17 protein-coding genes are annotated in these 14539 nt (G+C 66.3%); 7 read left to right on the forward strand and 10 right to left on the reverse strand.

Annotated elements, in window-relative coordinates; genetic code table 11:
• Positions 1-21: 21 nt before the first annotated feature.
• A complete protein-coding gene (locus AC1RCO_RS25585) occupies positions 22-408 on the reverse strand; it encodes a hypothetical protein (protein ID WP_072442213.1) in 387 nt (128 codons plus the stop codon).
• A gap of 38 nt (positions 409-446) precedes the next feature.
• Positions 447-788 carry a YdcA family protein gene (locus tag AC1RCO_RS25590; protein WP_011060870.1) on the reverse strand — a complete coding sequence of 114 codons (342 nt, stop codon included), beginning with the start codon at positions 786-788 and terminating at the stop codon, positions 447-449.
• 181 nt (positions 789-969) lie between these two features.
• Here AC1RCO_RS25590 and AC1RCO_RS25595 point away from each other — a divergent pair, with 181 nt between their 5' ends.
• Both AC1RCO_RS25595 and AC1RCO_RS25600 read left to right on the forward strand, forming a co-directional pair.
• Positions 970-1653, forward strand: coding sequence for a response regulator transcription factor (locus AC1RCO_RS25595; RefSeq protein WP_011060869.1), 684 nt, complete (start codon positions 970-972; stop codon positions 1651-1653).
• Positions 1631-3025 (forward strand): sensor histidine kinase, encoded by a 1395-nt coding sequence (locus AC1RCO_RS25600; protein ID WP_011060868.1) that lies wholly within the window; start codon positions 1631-1633, stop codon positions 3023-3025. Before AC1RCO_RS25595 ends, AC1RCO_RS25600 begins: the two co-directional genes overlap by 23 nt.
• Positions 3026-3232: 207 nt before the next feature.
• On the opposite strand, the gene AC1RCO_RS25605 is transcribed toward AC1RCO_RS25600, so the two are convergent.
• From AC1RCO_RS25605 to AC1RCO_RS25620, 4 genes are all read right to left on the reverse strand, one after another.
• A complete protein-coding gene (locus AC1RCO_RS25605) occupies positions 3233-3874 on the reverse strand; it encodes a trimeric intracellular cation channel family protein (protein WP_015635302.1) in 642 nt (213 codons plus the stop codon).
• 177 nt (positions 3875-4051) lie between these two features.
• Positions 4052-4312 carry a DUF1652 domain-containing protein gene (locus AC1RCO_RS25610; protein ID WP_011060866.1) on the reverse strand — a complete coding sequence of 87 codons (261 nt, stop codon included), beginning with the start codon at positions 4310-4312 and terminating at the stop codon, positions 4052-4054.
• Position 4313: 1 nt separating this feature from the next.
• The gene (locus AC1RCO_RS25615) at positions 4314-4565 is read right to left on the reverse strand and encodes a CsbD family protein (protein WP_011060865.1); all 252 of its coding nucleotides are present in this window, start codon (positions 4563-4565) and stop codon (positions 4314-4316) included.
• Positions 4566-4701: 136 nt separating this feature from the next.
• A complete protein-coding gene (locus tag AC1RCO_RS25620; protein ID WP_492618153.1) occupies positions 4702-6189 on the reverse strand; it encodes a PAS domain S-box protein in 1488 nt (495 codons plus the stop codon).
• Between the two features lie 205 nt (positions 6190-6394).
• Here AC1RCO_RS25620 and AC1RCO_RS25625 point away from each other — a divergent pair, with 205 nt between their 5' ends.
• Complete coding sequence (locus AC1RCO_RS25625) at positions 6395-6937, forward strand: GNAT family N-acetyltransferase (protein ID WP_053151015.1); 543 nt, start codon at positions 6395-6397, stop codon at positions 6935-6937.
• A gap of 26 nt (positions 6938-6963) precedes the next feature.
• Here the strand turns inward: AC1RCO_RS25625 and AC1RCO_RS25630 are convergent, their stop codons facing one another.
• Positions 6964-8277 carry a sigma-54 interaction domain-containing protein gene (locus AC1RCO_RS25630; protein ID WP_019094278.1) on the reverse strand — a complete coding sequence of 438 codons (1314 nt, stop codon included), beginning with the start codon at positions 8275-8277 and terminating at the stop codon, positions 6964-6966.
• Between the two features lie 251 nt (positions 8278-8528).
• Here AC1RCO_RS25630 and AC1RCO_RS25635 point away from each other — a divergent pair, with 251 nt between their 5' ends.
• From AC1RCO_RS25635 to AC1RCO_RS25650, 4 genes are all read left to right on the forward strand, one after another.
• Positions 8529-9413, forward strand: coding sequence for an MBL fold metallo-hydrolase (locus AC1RCO_RS25635; protein WP_011060861.1), 885 nt, complete (start codon positions 8529-8531; stop codon positions 9411-9413).
• A gap of 30 nt (positions 9414-9443) precedes the next feature.
• Positions 9444-10721 (forward strand): NAD(P)/FAD-dependent oxidoreductase, encoded by a 1278-nt coding sequence (locus AC1RCO_RS25640; RefSeq protein ID WP_015635295.1) that lies wholly within the window; start codon positions 9444-9446, stop codon positions 10719-10721.
• Complete coding sequence (locus tag AC1RCO_RS25645) at positions 10718-11545, forward strand: sulfite exporter TauE/SafE family protein (protein ID WP_011060859.1); 828 nt, start codon at positions 10718-10720, stop codon at positions 11543-11545. The genes AC1RCO_RS25640 and AC1RCO_RS25645 overlap by 4 nt, the downstream gene beginning before the upstream one ends.
• Positions 11546-11996: 451 nt before the next feature.
• On the forward strand, positions 11997-12368 hold the full coding sequence (locus AC1RCO_RS25650) for a YkvA family protein (protein WP_492618154.1): 372 nt from the start codon (positions 11997-11999) through the stop codon (positions 12366-12368).
• Positions 12369-12443: 75 nt separating this feature from the next.
• On the opposite strand, the gene AC1RCO_RS25655 is transcribed toward AC1RCO_RS25650, so the two are convergent.
• The 3 genes from AC1RCO_RS25655 to AC1RCO_RS25665 form a co-directional block, all read right to left on the reverse strand.
• Positions 12444-13460: a PDDEXK nuclease domain-containing protein gene (locus AC1RCO_RS25655; protein WP_492618155.1), complete on the reverse strand. Its 1017-nt coding sequence runs from the start codon at positions 13458-13460 to the stop codon at positions 12444-12446.
• A gap of 123 nt (positions 13461-13583) precedes the next feature.
• A complete protein-coding gene (locus tag AC1RCO_RS25660) occupies positions 13584-13994 on the reverse strand; it encodes a PA0061/PA0062 family lipoprotein (RefSeq protein WP_015635291.1) in 411 nt (136 codons plus the stop codon).
• A gap of 33 nt (positions 13995-14027) precedes the next feature.
• Positions 14028-14432 carry a PA0061/PA0062 family lipoprotein gene (locus AC1RCO_RS25665; RefSeq protein ID WP_492618156.1) on the reverse strand — a complete coding sequence of 135 codons (405 nt, stop codon included), beginning with the start codon at positions 14430-14432 and terminating at the stop codon, positions 14028-14030.
• Between the last annotated feature and the right edge of the window lie 107 nt (positions 14433-14539).

Here is a 14539-nt window from a genome sequence, read left to right on the forward strand (position 1 = left end):
TCTGCACGGCCCGCCCGGTGCTCAGGCCTGCCGGCTCCGGTAGAGCTCCCGGCCGCGGGTCCAGCACAGGTGCACCACCAGTACCAGGATCCACAGGGCCAGCAGCAGGTTGCCCACCAGGGCCAATTGCCCGATACCCTGCCCCCACAAGGTAAAGAGCGGCAATGCCAGCCAGGCCGAACGACGAAAATCCAGCAGCCGCATGATTCCCGGCACGGCCACCGCCATCAGGGCGATGACCAGGACGTCCAGGCCGCGATACGCCAACATCCAGCGCGCATAGCGAGGGTCGGCAGCATAGGCTTCCAGGTAACCCGGCAGGCGCAGCGCCAGATCCACGGCGAGGCTCAACAGCAGGCTGGCCACCAGCAGCCACAGCAGGCCTTTGAAACGTGATGCGTAGTTCATTGCACAACACCTTGATACACAGAAGGTCAATCGGGTTTTCAATGCCGCTTGTAGCTCTTGTTGCCACTGGGGGTCAGGCAGTACACCCCGCCCCGGGGCCCGGTGCAGAAACTGCCGCTGCCACAGCTGCATCCCTGGGCGTCGCGCAGCAGGGGCTCGGCCCGGGGGGTAGTGGAGCGCTGGCCGGACATCAGGGCGCAGTTCTTTTTCGACGCGCTGATGGAGCCGTCGTTGCACAGGAACAGCTCGCCGTCGCAACGGGCGATGCCGCCCTTGCGCCCGGAACAGGGCTGGTTGGCCGCCAGCACCGCGCTGCTGCACAGCACCATCAGGCAGAAAAAGGACAATGGCTTCCAGCCAACCCGGGGCAGGCCCGTCATGGATGTGCCTCCTGGCCATAAAAGTGGCGCGATAATATCAGGCAGCGCGGCCTCTGGCAGGGGCTTGTTCAAGGTCTGGACAGAGTCCTGGAGGCGCAGATGAAAGTTTTTTTAGAATTGCGGCCGCCGTTTCTTGGCAAAATGCCCGCCTGTGTCACGAACCGCCAAACAGGTAACGCCTATGACCCGCATTCTGACCATCGAAGACGACGCCGTGACCGCCCGGGAAATCGTCGCCGAACTGAGCAGCCACGGCCTCGACGTGGATTGGGTGGACAATGGCCGTGAGGGCCTGGTGCGCGCCGTGAGCGGCGACTACGACCTGATCACCCTGGACCGCATGCTGCCGGAACTGGACGGCCTGGCCATTGTCACCACCCTGCGCACCATCGGTGTGTCGACACCGATCCTGATGATCAGCGCCCTCTCCGACGTCGATGAACGGGTGCGCGGCCTGCGGGCCGGGGGCGACGACTACCTGACCAAGCCCTTCGCCTCCGACGAGATGGCGGCCCGGGTCGAAGTGCTGCTGCGGCGCAAGAACACGGTCAAGGATTTCGACACCAGCCTGCGGGTGGCGGACCTGGAACTGAACCTGATCAGCCGCGAGGCAACCCGCGCCGACCAGTTGCTGAGCCTGCTGCCCACCGAATACAAGCTGCTGGAATTCCTCATGCGCAACACCGGGCAGATCCTCTCGCGGATGATGATCTTCGAGGAGGTCTGGGGCTATCACTTCGACCCCGGGACCAATTTGATCGACGTGCACATCGGCCGCCTGCGCAAGAAGATCGACCCGCCCGGCATGACCCCGTTGATCCGCACCGTGCGAGGCTCGGGTTATGTCATTGCTGAACCCCTCTAAAGGCTGGCGTTCCTCCAGCAGCCGCCTGCTGGCGCTCTACAGCACGCTGTTCGTGGCCTGGAGCTGCATCCTCATGGGGGTGCTGTACTACGAGGTCTCCACCTACCTGGACAGCCTGGCCAAGCACTCGCTGATGCAGCGCCAGCACCTGTTCGCGCGCTTCGAGGGCGACCAGCTGGTGGAAGCCCTGACCACCAGCATGACTTTCGACATGCGGGCCATCGACGCCTACGGCCTGTTCGATGAGCAGCGCCGGCCCCTGAGCGGGCCGATCCGGCAGATACCCGACGACCTGCCCCTGGACGGCAAGATCCACGAACTGAAGAACTGCATCGACTCCGACGACCCGAGCCTGCCCCGCGACAGCTGCGACGCCGTGGCCACCCACACCCGGGATGGCCGCTGGCTGGTGCTGGTGCGCGACAACGGCTCGCTGTTCGCGGTGACCCGGATCATTCTCCACGCCCTGCTCTGGGGCATTTCCCTGACCATCATTCCCGGCGCCGCCGGCTGGCACCTGCTGCGCCGCCGGCCCTTGCGGCGCATCCGCCAGATCCAGGCCAGCGCCGAAGCCATAGTCGCCGGCGACCTGACCCGGCGCCTGCCACTGTCGGACCGGCGCGACGAGTTGGACATGCTGGCGGCCATCGTCAACGCCATGCTCGAACGCATCGAACGGCTGATGCATGAGGTCAAGGGCGTGTGCGACAACATCGCCCACGACCTGCGCACCCCGCTGACCCGCCTGCGGGCCCAGCTCTATCGCCTGCAGCAACAGGCCGAGGAAGGCTCGCCCCAGGCCCTGCAGATGGACCAGTTGCTGGCCGAGGCCGACACCCTGATGGCACGCTTTCGCGGGTTGCTGCGGATTTCCGAACTGGAGGACCAGCAGCGGCGCTCGGGCTTCCTGGTGCTCGACCCCCTGCCCCTGCTGCACGAGCTCTATGACTTCTACCTGCCCCTGGCCGAGGAAGGCCAGTTGACCCTGGTGCTGGATGTACCGGCGAGCCTGCCCAGCCTCACCGGTGACCGCGCCCTGTTGTTCGAGGCCCTGGCCAACCTGCTGAGCAACTCCATCAAGTTCACCCCACCGGGGGGCGAAGTGATCCTGCGGGGGATCGACGACGACGGCAGCCCGCGCCTGGAAGTGCTCGACTCAGGCCCCGGAATACCCGCAGCGGAACGGGCGGCGGTGTTCCGGCGCTTTTACCGGGTGGATGAAAACAATGCCCAGGGCGGGTTTGGCCTTGGCCTGTCGATCGTCGCGGCGATTGTCAGCCTGCACGGTTTCAAGCTTGAGGTGGGCAGCAGCGAACGCGGCGGCGCGCGCCTGAGCCTGGACTGCCGGCCGAGCCTGATTGCCGACAATTGAGCCCGGCCTCCACGCCCCTGTGATCCGGTGCCTGTGACCCTGTGATCCTGTAGCCGCTGCTGAGCCTGCGAAGCTGCGAAAGGCCGGGCCGCGTTCGGTACGCAGGGCCTTGCTTGACGATCTTGCGCCAAACCTTCCGCGCTCTCACGCTCCCGGTGTCTTCTGCGTCGCAATGCCGCCCAAGCCGTTCACAGCCTGCGGCAGCGGCTACAAGGCCTTGGGCAGTTGCCAGCCGTAGCGCACCGAGAGCATGCGCAGGGCGAAACAGACGGTGCCCGCCAGCCAGGCCGACCATAAAGGCGGCACGCCCAGGCGCCGGGCGATGACCAGGCTGGCCGCGCCGACAAAGGCCGAGCTGGCATACAGGTCGACCTGCAGCACCAGGGGAATGCGGGCCAGGACAATGTCGCGAATCACCCCGCCCCCCACCCCGGTCACCGTACCCATGAGCATCGAGACAAAGGGCGAGATGCCGAAGTTCTGCGCCTTCTGCGTGCCCGCCACGGCAAACAGCCCCAACCCCGCGGCGTCCAGCAGAATCAGCAGCGGCCCGGACCACCCCAGCACCCAGTCCCGTGCCACGAAGGCCAGCCCGCCCATCAGCAGCGCCAGCGCCGGGTACCGCCAGTCGGCCACGGCCTTGGGCGGCGTGGCGCCAATCAGCAGGTCACGGGTCACCCCTCCGCCAAGGGCAACGATAAAGGCGATCACCATCACCCCCAGCAGGTCCAGTTGGGCGCGCATGGCGCTGATCGCACCCTCCACGGCAAACACCGCAGTGCCCGCCAGATCCGCCACCAGCACGATGTTTTCCAGGCGCCGGGGCAAGCCCTGGGCCCGGGCGTTCATGGGCCCATCCAGAAAAGCGAGGTGATCAGGAAAATACGGCGCGGCAACAGGGTTGAAGGCATGCCCGGGCACCTGCAAAAGGCTGGAGATGACGGCCGGGAACCCGACCGTCGACCCTTTGCTTATAGTTCAGGCCGTGGGCTGTCGCCATCGACCGGCCCCGGTGCAAGGCTGGGTTCAGGGCGCCAGATCGAGCTGGCCCAGGGAGTTGCTGCCCAGCTCATAGAGCAGTTCGTCGATGATCTTCTGCACATCGGCCTCGCTCTGCAGCGCCCGGGCGCTGAGCCCGGTCACCACCAGGTCGACCCGGCCGCTGGCCGGCTCGAACACCCGCAGGGTCAGGGTGCCGTCACCGGCGTTGCTGAAGCTGCAGGCCAGGGGCGCCAGGTGCTGCTCGATACAAGCGCGCAACTGCGCCAGGGTGATGGCCGCCGGCATTTCAGCGGCGCCGCAGCAGCAGGCCCGCCAACAGGCCGACGCCGGCCAGCAGGGCCACGCTCAACAGCGGTTTGTCCCGTACCCAGCGAGCGCCCTGGTCCAGGGCCTGGCCGTACTTTTCCTGCAATTGCCCGGCGGCTTCCCGGGCCATGCCGCGGGCTTGCAGTTGCTCATCATCCAGCCACTCACCCACCACGGCCTCGGCCTTGCCGGCCACCTTGCCCACTGTGCCCTTGATCTGTTCGCTAGCCATGCTGGCGCTCCTTCTACTGCGGTTCATGAATGGCAGAGGCCCGATACAGAGCCCTGCGCAGAATCACAGGATAGAAAGGCCCGCCCCTAGGCAAAAGGCGCATTTGCACTGGTTGCACTGGTGCATTTGCACCGGGTCAGCCGGCACTGCCGGCAAACAGCCCGCGCTCCCGGGCCCAGACAATGGCCTCGCCACGGCTGTGCACATCGAGCTTGGAGTACAGGGTGGCCACGTGATTGCGCACGGTGTTGGGGGCCAACTGCAGTTGCGCGGCAATTTCCTTGTCCGCCAGCCCCTGGTAGATCAGCCCCAGGACCTCGCGCTCGCGGGTGGTGAGCTCGGCAGAGGTTACCGCCGGGGCTTGCGCGCTGCGGGTGTTGCGCACATTGGCGAGCTTTTCGATCAGGGTCTGGCTGAACCAGGAGGCATCACGCATCACCTCCTCGATGGCGCCCACCAGCTCCAGCTCCGAGCGCTTGCGCTCGCTGATGTCCATCAGCACCAGCAGGTAGCAGGGGCTATCCTGGATCAGCACGGTATCGGCGTAGGCCACGCAGTCCACCTGCTCGGCGCCCTTCTTGCGCACCTTGAGGTCCAGGCCCATGACGTTGCCGCTTTTCTCCAAGCGGCCGAACAACTGCTCGGCGGCCTGGGGCTCGGCGATAAAACCGATGTCCTGCACGGTCTTGCCCAGCAGCTCTTCGCTGCTGTAGCCGCAGGTGTCGAGAAAGGCTTCGTTGACATCGACGATCTGCTGCTCGGCGCTGCACACCAGGGTCGGCACCGGGGTCAGGCGGAACGACTTGGCGAAACGCTCCTCGCTCTGGCGCAGGGCGATCTCGGCCTTGCGCCGCGGCTCCAGGTCCATGAAGGAAAACAGCATGCAGTCCTCGTCGTTGATGTCCAGCGGCTGGCCGGCGACGATCACCAGCTTGCTGCCGCCCTCGGGCAGACGCAGCTCGGCCTGCATCTGCGGGATGGTCGCGCCCTGCCCCAGGCGTTCGACGGCCAGTTCCTTGTGCTCGGCGTCTTCCAGCACGTCCAGCTCGTACACCGAACGGCCGATCACCTGGTCCCGGGCATAGCCGGTCATCTCCAGGAAGCCCTGGTTGACCTTGATGTAGCGCAAATCCCCCAGGCGGCAGATCACCGCCGGCGCCGGGTTGGCGTTGAAGGTCTTCTCGAAGCGCTGCTCGGCGCTGGCCCAGTCGGTGGCGTCACTGAGGATCAGCACCAGGGACTCCGGCGCGCCATTGCGGTCCTCGAGGATCATGCTGCGCACCCGGTGCACCCAGTGCCGGGGTTCGCCGTCGATCTCGGCCTGGACCTCCACCACCACGTCGCTGAAGGTTTCTCCGGCAGCCACCCGGTTGATGGGGTAGCTGTCCAGGCCCAGTGGATGGTTGTTGCGGTAGCGCAAGGCATAGCGCCGGGCGTATTCGCGCAGATTGCCGCCCAACTGCTCGACCGTGCTGACGCCGTGCATGGCCAGGGCCGCTTCATTGGCCCAGAGCAGGGCCCGGGCCTTGTCGGTCTCGATCAGGATCACCCCGTCGGACAGGCCGGAGATGATCTGCTGCAATTGGCGGCGGTTGGTTTCGGTGGCAAGTACGGCCTGGCTCATGGCATCTCCGGAAGAACCCGACGCTGCGCCAAACATCCCGCACGCCGGTAAAAAGGGGGCTGCAACTACGACCACGGCGCGCCGCCATCGTGCCCCGGCCCGAACGCTGGAGCCCCTTTGGGCAACGGAGTAAGCTGCCCCGTCCGGATTGCGGGCCAGCCGCCAGCCCGGCGACACCGGCCAGCCGCCCCTCGAGGAATGACGCATGATCACCATCCGTGAAGCCGACAGCCGCGACATCGACACCCTCCAGGCCATTGGCTGCGCCACCTACCGCGAGCACTTCGCCGCGATCTGGAGCACCGAAGGCATGCAGCAGTTCCTGGCCCAGGACTTTGCCCCCGCCCCCCTGGAACAGTCCCTGGCCGACAAGCACCTGCACCTGTGGCTGCTGGCCCTGGATCCGCAGCAGCAGCCCATCGGTTTTGCCAAGCTCAACTGGAACCGGCCACTGCCCGATGGAGCCCGGCGCGGGGCCGAACTGCAGAAGATCTACCTGCTCAAGTCCGAGGCCGGCAAGGGCTATGGCCGCCGGTTGCTGGAGCATGTGCTGCAACGGGCCAGCGCTGCCGGTGAGCCCTGCCTGTGGCTGGACGTGCTCAAGAGCAACAGCGGCGCCCGGCGCTTCTATGAAAGCGCCGGCCTGCGGCAGGTCGACGAGGTGCCGTTCAGCACCGACCTGGAACAGATCGGCATGTGGGTGATGGCCTGCGACCTGCCCCTCCAGAACCACCCCGCCCAAGATTGAGGTGGCCCTGCCACCCTCGCCCGCCGCTACAGACCCAGGGCCTTGAGCCGCCGGTACAGGGTCCGCTCGCTCAGGCCCAGGGCCCTGGCCAGCTCACTGCGCGAACCCTCGAACACCTCCAGGGCATGGGCCAGTTGCTCCAGGTCCTTGTTGCCGCGGCGGCGGCCCGGCGGCGCTGGTGCCGGCGTGCTGCGCAGCTCCGGCGGCAGGTCCGCCAGGCGGATCACCCCGTCGTCGCTGAACAGCCGCGCCCGCTCGAGGATGTTGCGCAGCTCGCGGATATTGCCCGGGTAGGTGTACAGGCTCAGTTGGGCCAGGGCCTGGGGATCGACCCGCGGCACTACCCCGGGGTCAAGCCGGCGCAGCAGGCTGTCGATCAGCAGTGGCAGGTCGTCGCTGCGTTCGCGCAAGGCCGGCAGGCGGATCGGGAAGGCGCTGATGCGGTAGTACAGGTCCTGGCGGAAGGTGCCGGCGGCGACCATTTCCTTGAGCGGCTTGTGGGTCGCCGCCACCAGGCGGAAATCCGAGTGCACGGTGCGCAGGCTGCCCACCGGGCGAAAGCTGCCGGACTCGATCAGGCGCAGCAGTTTGACCTGCATGGCCAGGGGCACTTCGCCGATCTCGTCGAGAAACAGGGTGCCGCCATGGGCGGCTTCGGCCAGGCCGATCTTGCGCTGCAGGGCACCGGTGAAGGCGCCCTTTTCATAACCGAACAATTCGCTTTCCAGCAGGCTTTCGGTAAGCCCGGTGCAGTCCACCACCACCAGCGGCCCGCTGGCCCGGGGGCTGCCGTCGTGCAGGGCACGGGCGAACAGCTCCTTGCCGGTGCCGGATTCACCCTGGAGCAATACCGGGATCGGCGCCGGCGCCGCCCGCTGCAAGGCGCTCAAGGCTTCGTTGAAGGCCGGCGAGCGCCCCACCAGGCCCTTCTGCTGGGGTTGTACCGAGGCCACGGCCACCGAACTCAGGCGCTCGACATAGGCCACCACCGTGCCGTCTTGGCCAATGATCGGCCGCAGCTCCACGTCCACATGCTCCGGCCCCCGGGGCGTGTGGTGGATGTGCAGCATGCGTTCCGGTACGCGGCTGTCATGGGCCTTGCGCATCGGGCAATGCTCGCCGGCCTGGTCGCAGGGCACGGCGAACTGGTGGGACACCCGGTAGCACTTGGCGCCCACGTGGGGCTTGCCGGCCACGCCGAACTGACGCTGGTAGGCGGTGTTGGCGGCGATGATGTTGTAGTCGGTGTCCAGCACTATGGTGGGCTGCGGGTCGTGTTCGAGGTAGGACACCAGGGCGGACATCGGTGGCGGGACTAGGTCGGTGGCAATCAGGGACATGGGCAACTCCGGGGCAGAGGCGGCAGCTTAAAGCATGGGCGCCATCACTGCCATTTTCTGCCAGCAACTGCCAAATGACTGCCAAGCCCGGATGACAGTCCTGGCGACAACACATCACCAAGGGGTTGAAAAAGCGTCTAGACCAATGAACAGGCGCCAAACGACGCCGTTTCGGGTTGGCACGCTTATTGACACTTCAAGAAACGAGCGTCAGCGCAGACTGCCCTCACCTTCATTGCCTGGAGTGCCCCATGATCATCAGCGACACGCTGCGTGTAGAAGCCTTTTTCGACAGCCATACCTGGACCATCAGCTACCTGGTGATGGACCTGGCCAGCCGCCACTGCGCATTGATCGACAGCGTGCTGGACTACGACCCGAAATCCGGCCGCACCCACACCGAGTCCGCCGATCGCCTGATCGCCCGGGTGAAAGAGCTGGACGCCCGGGTCGACTGGATCCTGGAAACCCATGTGCATGCCGACCACCTGTCGGCCGCCGCCTACCTCAAGGCGCAGCTCGGGGCCCAGGTGGCCATCGGCAACCAGATCACCCGGGTGCAGAAGACCTTCGGCGCGCTGTTCAACGAAGCCCCGGCCTTTGCCCGGGACGGCAGCCAGTTCGACGTGCTGCTCGAAGACGGCGCCGAATTCGCCATCGGCGGCCTCACCGCGCGGGCCATGCACACCCCGGGGCATACCCCGGCCTGCATGACCTACCTGGTACAGGTCGGCGACGAAACCCTGGCCTTTGTCGGCGACACCCTGTTCATGCCCGACTACGGCACCGCCCGCTGCGACTTCCCCGGGGCCGACGCGCGGACCCTGTACCGCTCGATCGGCAAGATCCTCGCCCTGCCCCCCAGCACCCGGCTGTTCATGTGCCACGACTACCTGCCCAACGGCCGCGAGCTGCAGTACATGACCACCGTCGCCGAGCAGCGCGCCAACAACATCCACATTCACCAGGGGGTCGACGAAGACAGCTTCGTGGCCATGCGCGAAGCCCGCGACGCGACCCTGGACATGCCGGTGCTGATCCTGCCTTCGGTGCAGGTCAACATGCGCAGCGGGCACTTCCCCGAGCCCGAGGACAACGGCGTGAGCTACCTGAAGATTCCCCTGAACACCCTATAACTATTACCTACTCCACACGGAGACCTTGCCATGCGCCCCTTCAACCCGGCCCTGCCCACTGTCGACGGCAGCCACCAGGTGCTGATCGTCGGTGGCGGTGCCGCCGGCATCGCCGTTGCTGCCAGCCTCTTGACCCGCGATCCACACCTGGACGTGGCACTCATCGACCCTGCCCGGCACCACTATTACCAACCCGGCTGGACCCTGGTGGGCGCCGGAGTATTCAGCGCCCAGTCCACCGAGCGCGCCATGGCCGAGCTGATGCCCCAGGGGGTCAAGTGGATCCAGGACGCGGTCAGCCGCTTCGACCCGGAACACAACGCCCTCGTGCTGGAGGACGGCCGGGTGCTGGCCTATGACCAACTGATCGTCTGCCCCGGGCTCAAGCTCGACTGGGCCGCCATCGACGGCCTGCCCCAGGCCCTGGGCAACCACGGCGTGACCTCCAACTACCGCTACGACCTGGCGCCCTACACCTGGCAACTGGTGCAGCAACTGCAACAGGGCGAGGCGCTGTTCAGCCAGCCGCCGATGCCGATCAAGTGCGCCGGAGCGCCACAAAAGGCCATGTACCTGTCCTGCGACCACTGGCTGCGCCACGGCCGCCTGGGGCAGATCAAGCCGCGCTTCCTGAATGCCGGCGGTGTGCTGTTCGGCGTCGCCGACTACGTGCCGGCGCTGATGGAATACGTGAAGAAGTACGGCATCGAACTGGATTTCGGCCATAACCTGGTGGCGGTGAACGGCCCGGCCAAACGCGCGACCTTTGTCCGCACCCTGGCCGATGGCCGCCAGGAAACATTGGAACGGGCCTTCGATATGCTGCACGTGGTGCCTCCCCAGTGCGCCCCGGACTTCATCCGCCAGAGCCCCCTGGCGGACGCCGCCGGCTGGATCGACGTCGACCCGGGCAGCCTGCGCCACAAGCGCTACGTGAACATCCACGGCCTGGGGGACGCCACCAATACCAGCAATGCCAAGACCGCCGCCGCGGCGCGCAAACAGGCACCGGTGGTGGCCAACAATGTGCTGGTGGCCCTCAAGCGCCTGACCCGCCTGGCCGAATACGACGGCTACGGTTCCTGCCCGCTGACCGTGGAACGGGGCAAGATCGTCCTCGCCGAATTCACCTATGGCGGCAAGCTGGCACCGAGTTTCCCGCGCTGGCTGCTGGACGGGCGCCAGCCAACCCGTCGCGCCTGGTGGCTGAAGGAACGGATCCTGCCACCGCTGTACTGGCGCGGCATGCTCAAGGGCCACGAATGGCTGGCCCACCCGACCCTGGCCACGGACACCCCGAAAGCATGAGCGAACACAGTCTTCTGGGCGCCGGGCTGGGGGCGATCATTGGCGCGATCCTGGCCCTGACCGGGGCCGGTGGCGGCATCCTCGCCGTGCCGCTCCTGGTCTTCGGCCTGGGCCTGAGCATGGTCGAGGCCGCGCCCATCGGCCTGCTGGCGGTGGGCCTGGCAGCCAGCGTCGGCGCGGTGCTGGGTTTGCGCCAGGGCATCGTGCGCTACCGCGCGGCGGGGTTCGTGGCCGGCATCGGCATCCTCATGGCGCCGCTGGGCCTGTGGCTGGCCCACCGCCTGCCCAACCTGCCGCTGGCGCTGCTGTTCTCCCTGGTGCTGCTGTACGCCTGCGGGCGCATCCTGCGCAAGGCCAGCCTGGAACTGAAACAGGGCCAGCCGGCGCCGCGCCCGGCCTTCATGCCCTGCGTGCTCAACCCGGCCCAGGGCCGCCTGCGCTGGACCCTGCCCTGCGCCCGGGCGCTGACCTTCACCGGAATGCTCTCGGGGCTGCTTTCCGGGCTGCTGGGGGTGGGTGGCGGCTTCGTCATCATCCCGGCCCTGAGCCGCTACACCAACCTGGACAGCAAGAGCATCGTCGCCACCTCACTGGCGGTGATCGCCCTGGTCTCCCTGGGCAGCGTGGTCACCGCCAGCCTCAGCGGGATCATGCACTGGGCGGTGGGCGCGCCCTTTGCCCTGGGGGCGGTCCTGGGGCTGGTGCTGGGACGCCAGGTAGCCAGCCACCTGGCCGGCCCGCGGTTGCAACAGCTGTTCGCCATCACCGGGATCCTCGCTGCCCTGCTGCTGGCCGGCGGCGCCCTGGGGCTGATTGCCCCTTGACCCCTTCGCCAGCCGGCTCCTGCAGCATCGTGTACGCCCCCCGTAGGAGCTGGCTTGCCAGCGAAGGCGTACTCACAGGCGCCGCTGTCCTGACGTAAGATTCACGGTGCCTGATCCGGCCCTTTCGCCGGCAAGCCGGCTCCTACAGCATCATGTGCGCCCCCCGTAGGAGCTGGCTTGCCAGCGAAGGCGTGCTCACAGGCGCCGCTGACCTGACGCAAGATTCACGGCGCCTGGTCCGGCCCTTTCGCCGGCAAGCCGGCTCCTAGAGCATCATGTGCGTACCACCCGTAGGCGCTGGCTTGCCAGCGAAGGCGTGCTCACAGACGCCCCTGACCTGACGCAAGATTCACGGCGCCTGGTCCGGCCCTTTCGCCGGCAAGCCGGCTCCTACGCTGAGAACGACCGGGGAAATATTGGCCTCTGCCGGTCCAGCGCTCGGGTGGCGACCATGACCTGGACCCATGTCCCCCAGGAGTGCGCCATGTCCACCGCCCAGTCCCTTGAACTCTGTTTCTGGCGCAAGATCGGCCGCTATACCTCGCGCATCGGCCGGGCCTTGATCCAGAAAGCCCTATGGCTCTACTACGCCGCGCAACGACCGCAAACCCCGATCTGGGCCAAGACCACCATCTATGCCGCCCTGGGTTACTTCGTGCTGCCGCTGGACATCACCCCCGACCTGATCCCCGGGGCCGGGTACATCGATGACCTTGGACTACTGACCGGCTCAGTGGTGACAGTGGCCGCTCACATCAACGCCGAGGTGCGGGAACAAGCCAGCGCGCGCCTGGCCGACTGGTTCGGCAGCGAGTCGGAATGAGCCAGAGGTCGGCGCCAGGCTGGGCATTCGACTCACCAAGGCAGTGCAGCGCCCCGGACACCATGGCCACCCGACTCACCGCGCCTGGGTGTCCAGGGCATAGAACTCCTGCAACTTGGCCTGCAGCAGTTGCTTGTCCGGCAGTTGGGTCCGGTACTCGGCGATCAGCGCCGGTGACAGGGAACGGTTGAGGGCATATTCCACCACCTCGTCCTCCTTGCTGGCACAGAGCAACACGCCCAGGGCAGGGTTCTCGTGGGGCTTGCGCACCTGGCGATCCAGGGCCTCCAGGTAGAAGTCCAGCTTGCCCAGGTACTCCGGCTCGAAGCGCCCGACCTTGAGTTCAACGGCCACCAGGCAATTCAACCCGCGATGGAACAGCAGCAGGTCCAGGGCGAAATCGCGCCCGCCGACCTGCAGGGGATAGCCTGAAGCGACAAAGCAGAAGTCGCGCCCCATCTCGATCAGGAAATCCTTGAGTTGGCGCAGCAGCCCCTGGTGCAGGTCGGCTTCGTCATGCCCCTGGGCCAGGCCCAGAAACTCCACCATGTAGGCATCCTTGAAGACCTTCAGGGCCTCGGGACGGGCCTGCTTCAAGGTTGCCGAGGCATTGGCCGGGCGGGTCAGCGTGCGTTCGAACAGGGCGGATTTGATCTGCCGTTCCAGTTCTCTGCGTGACCATTGTTCCTGGACCGCCAAGCGCAGGTAGAACTCACGTTCACTGGGCCCTTTGCTCTGTCCCATCACCACCAGATGGTGGCTCCAGGACAATTGTCGCACCAGTGGTGCGACTTTCTCGTCAGCACGATAGGCCTCATAAAACTGGCGCATGCGAAACAGGTTTGCCCGGGTAAAACCCCCCAGGCCCGGCTGCTGCCGCGCCAGGTAATCAGCCAATTGCCGGACCACGCCATCACCCCACTCCGCCGCCTCGATCTTGCGGCTGATATAGGCCCCGACCTGCCAATACAGCTCCACCAGTTCAGTATTCACCGCGCGCACTGCCCGCTGCCGCGCGGCGGTGATCATTTGCGCCACTTCGCCAAATGCCACTTCGGTGGAAGAGATCGCCGCTTCAGCCTCTTGCTTCATGACGCACGCCCGCTTGCTGGGAGACAGGCCCCTATCATCCCGTGGCTCGTCATGGGCCTGAAGTCAGGCCCGTCTCTTTGTGGTGAGCGAAATGTCCTTGTTTGAGCGCGGTAAACAGCCCCGTCAGCCGGGCATGCAATTGAAGTCGTGGGTACTGGCTACCTGCTTGCCCTTGGCGTCATACAGGCGCGCCGACACCTCGTTCCCCAGGCTCGACTCCACCAGTGTGTAATGCTCCCCGGCCTTGAAGCCGCCGTAGCTGATGTGGCCGTCGCAGTCTTGCTGGTTGGAGTCGCCGACGTTCTCTTCAAACAGGGTCACGTCCAGGCGGTGAGCACCGGGCTTGACCTGGAAATAGCGACCATCGTCGATCTTCTGCCCGTCCACCCGTTCGGCCATCAGGTCGTTGGGCGCCTCTTCCTGCAGGCCGATCCAGGCCTCGCTGGGATCAGGCCGGGGCATGGGCCCGGCGCAAGCGCCGAGCAGGCACGCGAGGCCCAGGACGGGTATCAGCAGCAGCGGTTTGAGTGTCATGAAAATCTACCTTGGCAATGGAAAAAAAAAGCCCTACAGGCAACTGAACGGCCGGCTCTGGGCCACCTGCCGGCCCTGGGCGTCCAGCAGCCCGGCGCTGACGTCCTGGCCCTGGCTGGACTCCACCAGTCGGTAATGGCCCCCCGCCTGGAACCCGGCATAGTCCAAGCGCCCCAGGCACTCGGGTTGCGCCGAGTTGCCGTTGGCCCCTTGCAGCAAGGCCATCTGCAAGCGGTGCTGGCCGGGGCTGACCTGGAAGTAGCGGCCATCGTTCAGGCGCTTGCCATCGACGCTGTCGGCCAGCAAGTCGTTGGGCGACTCCGGAGCAAGATCGATCCAGGCCTGCTGCGGATCGGCCTTGGGCAGCGGCCCGGCACAGGCCGAAAGCAGGCACACCAGGCCCAGGCCCGGCAGCAGCAACAAGGGTTTGAGGGACATGGAAGCAACCTCGCAAATGACAGTCATGAGTGCGGCGCAAGCCCGGAAAAATCCCCTGCGCCGATGGCCACCAAGCTTGTCGAGGCCCTGGTGCGAGAACAAATGAA

The organism is Pseudomonas sp. GW823-FHT03E05 (assembly GCF_058796855.1).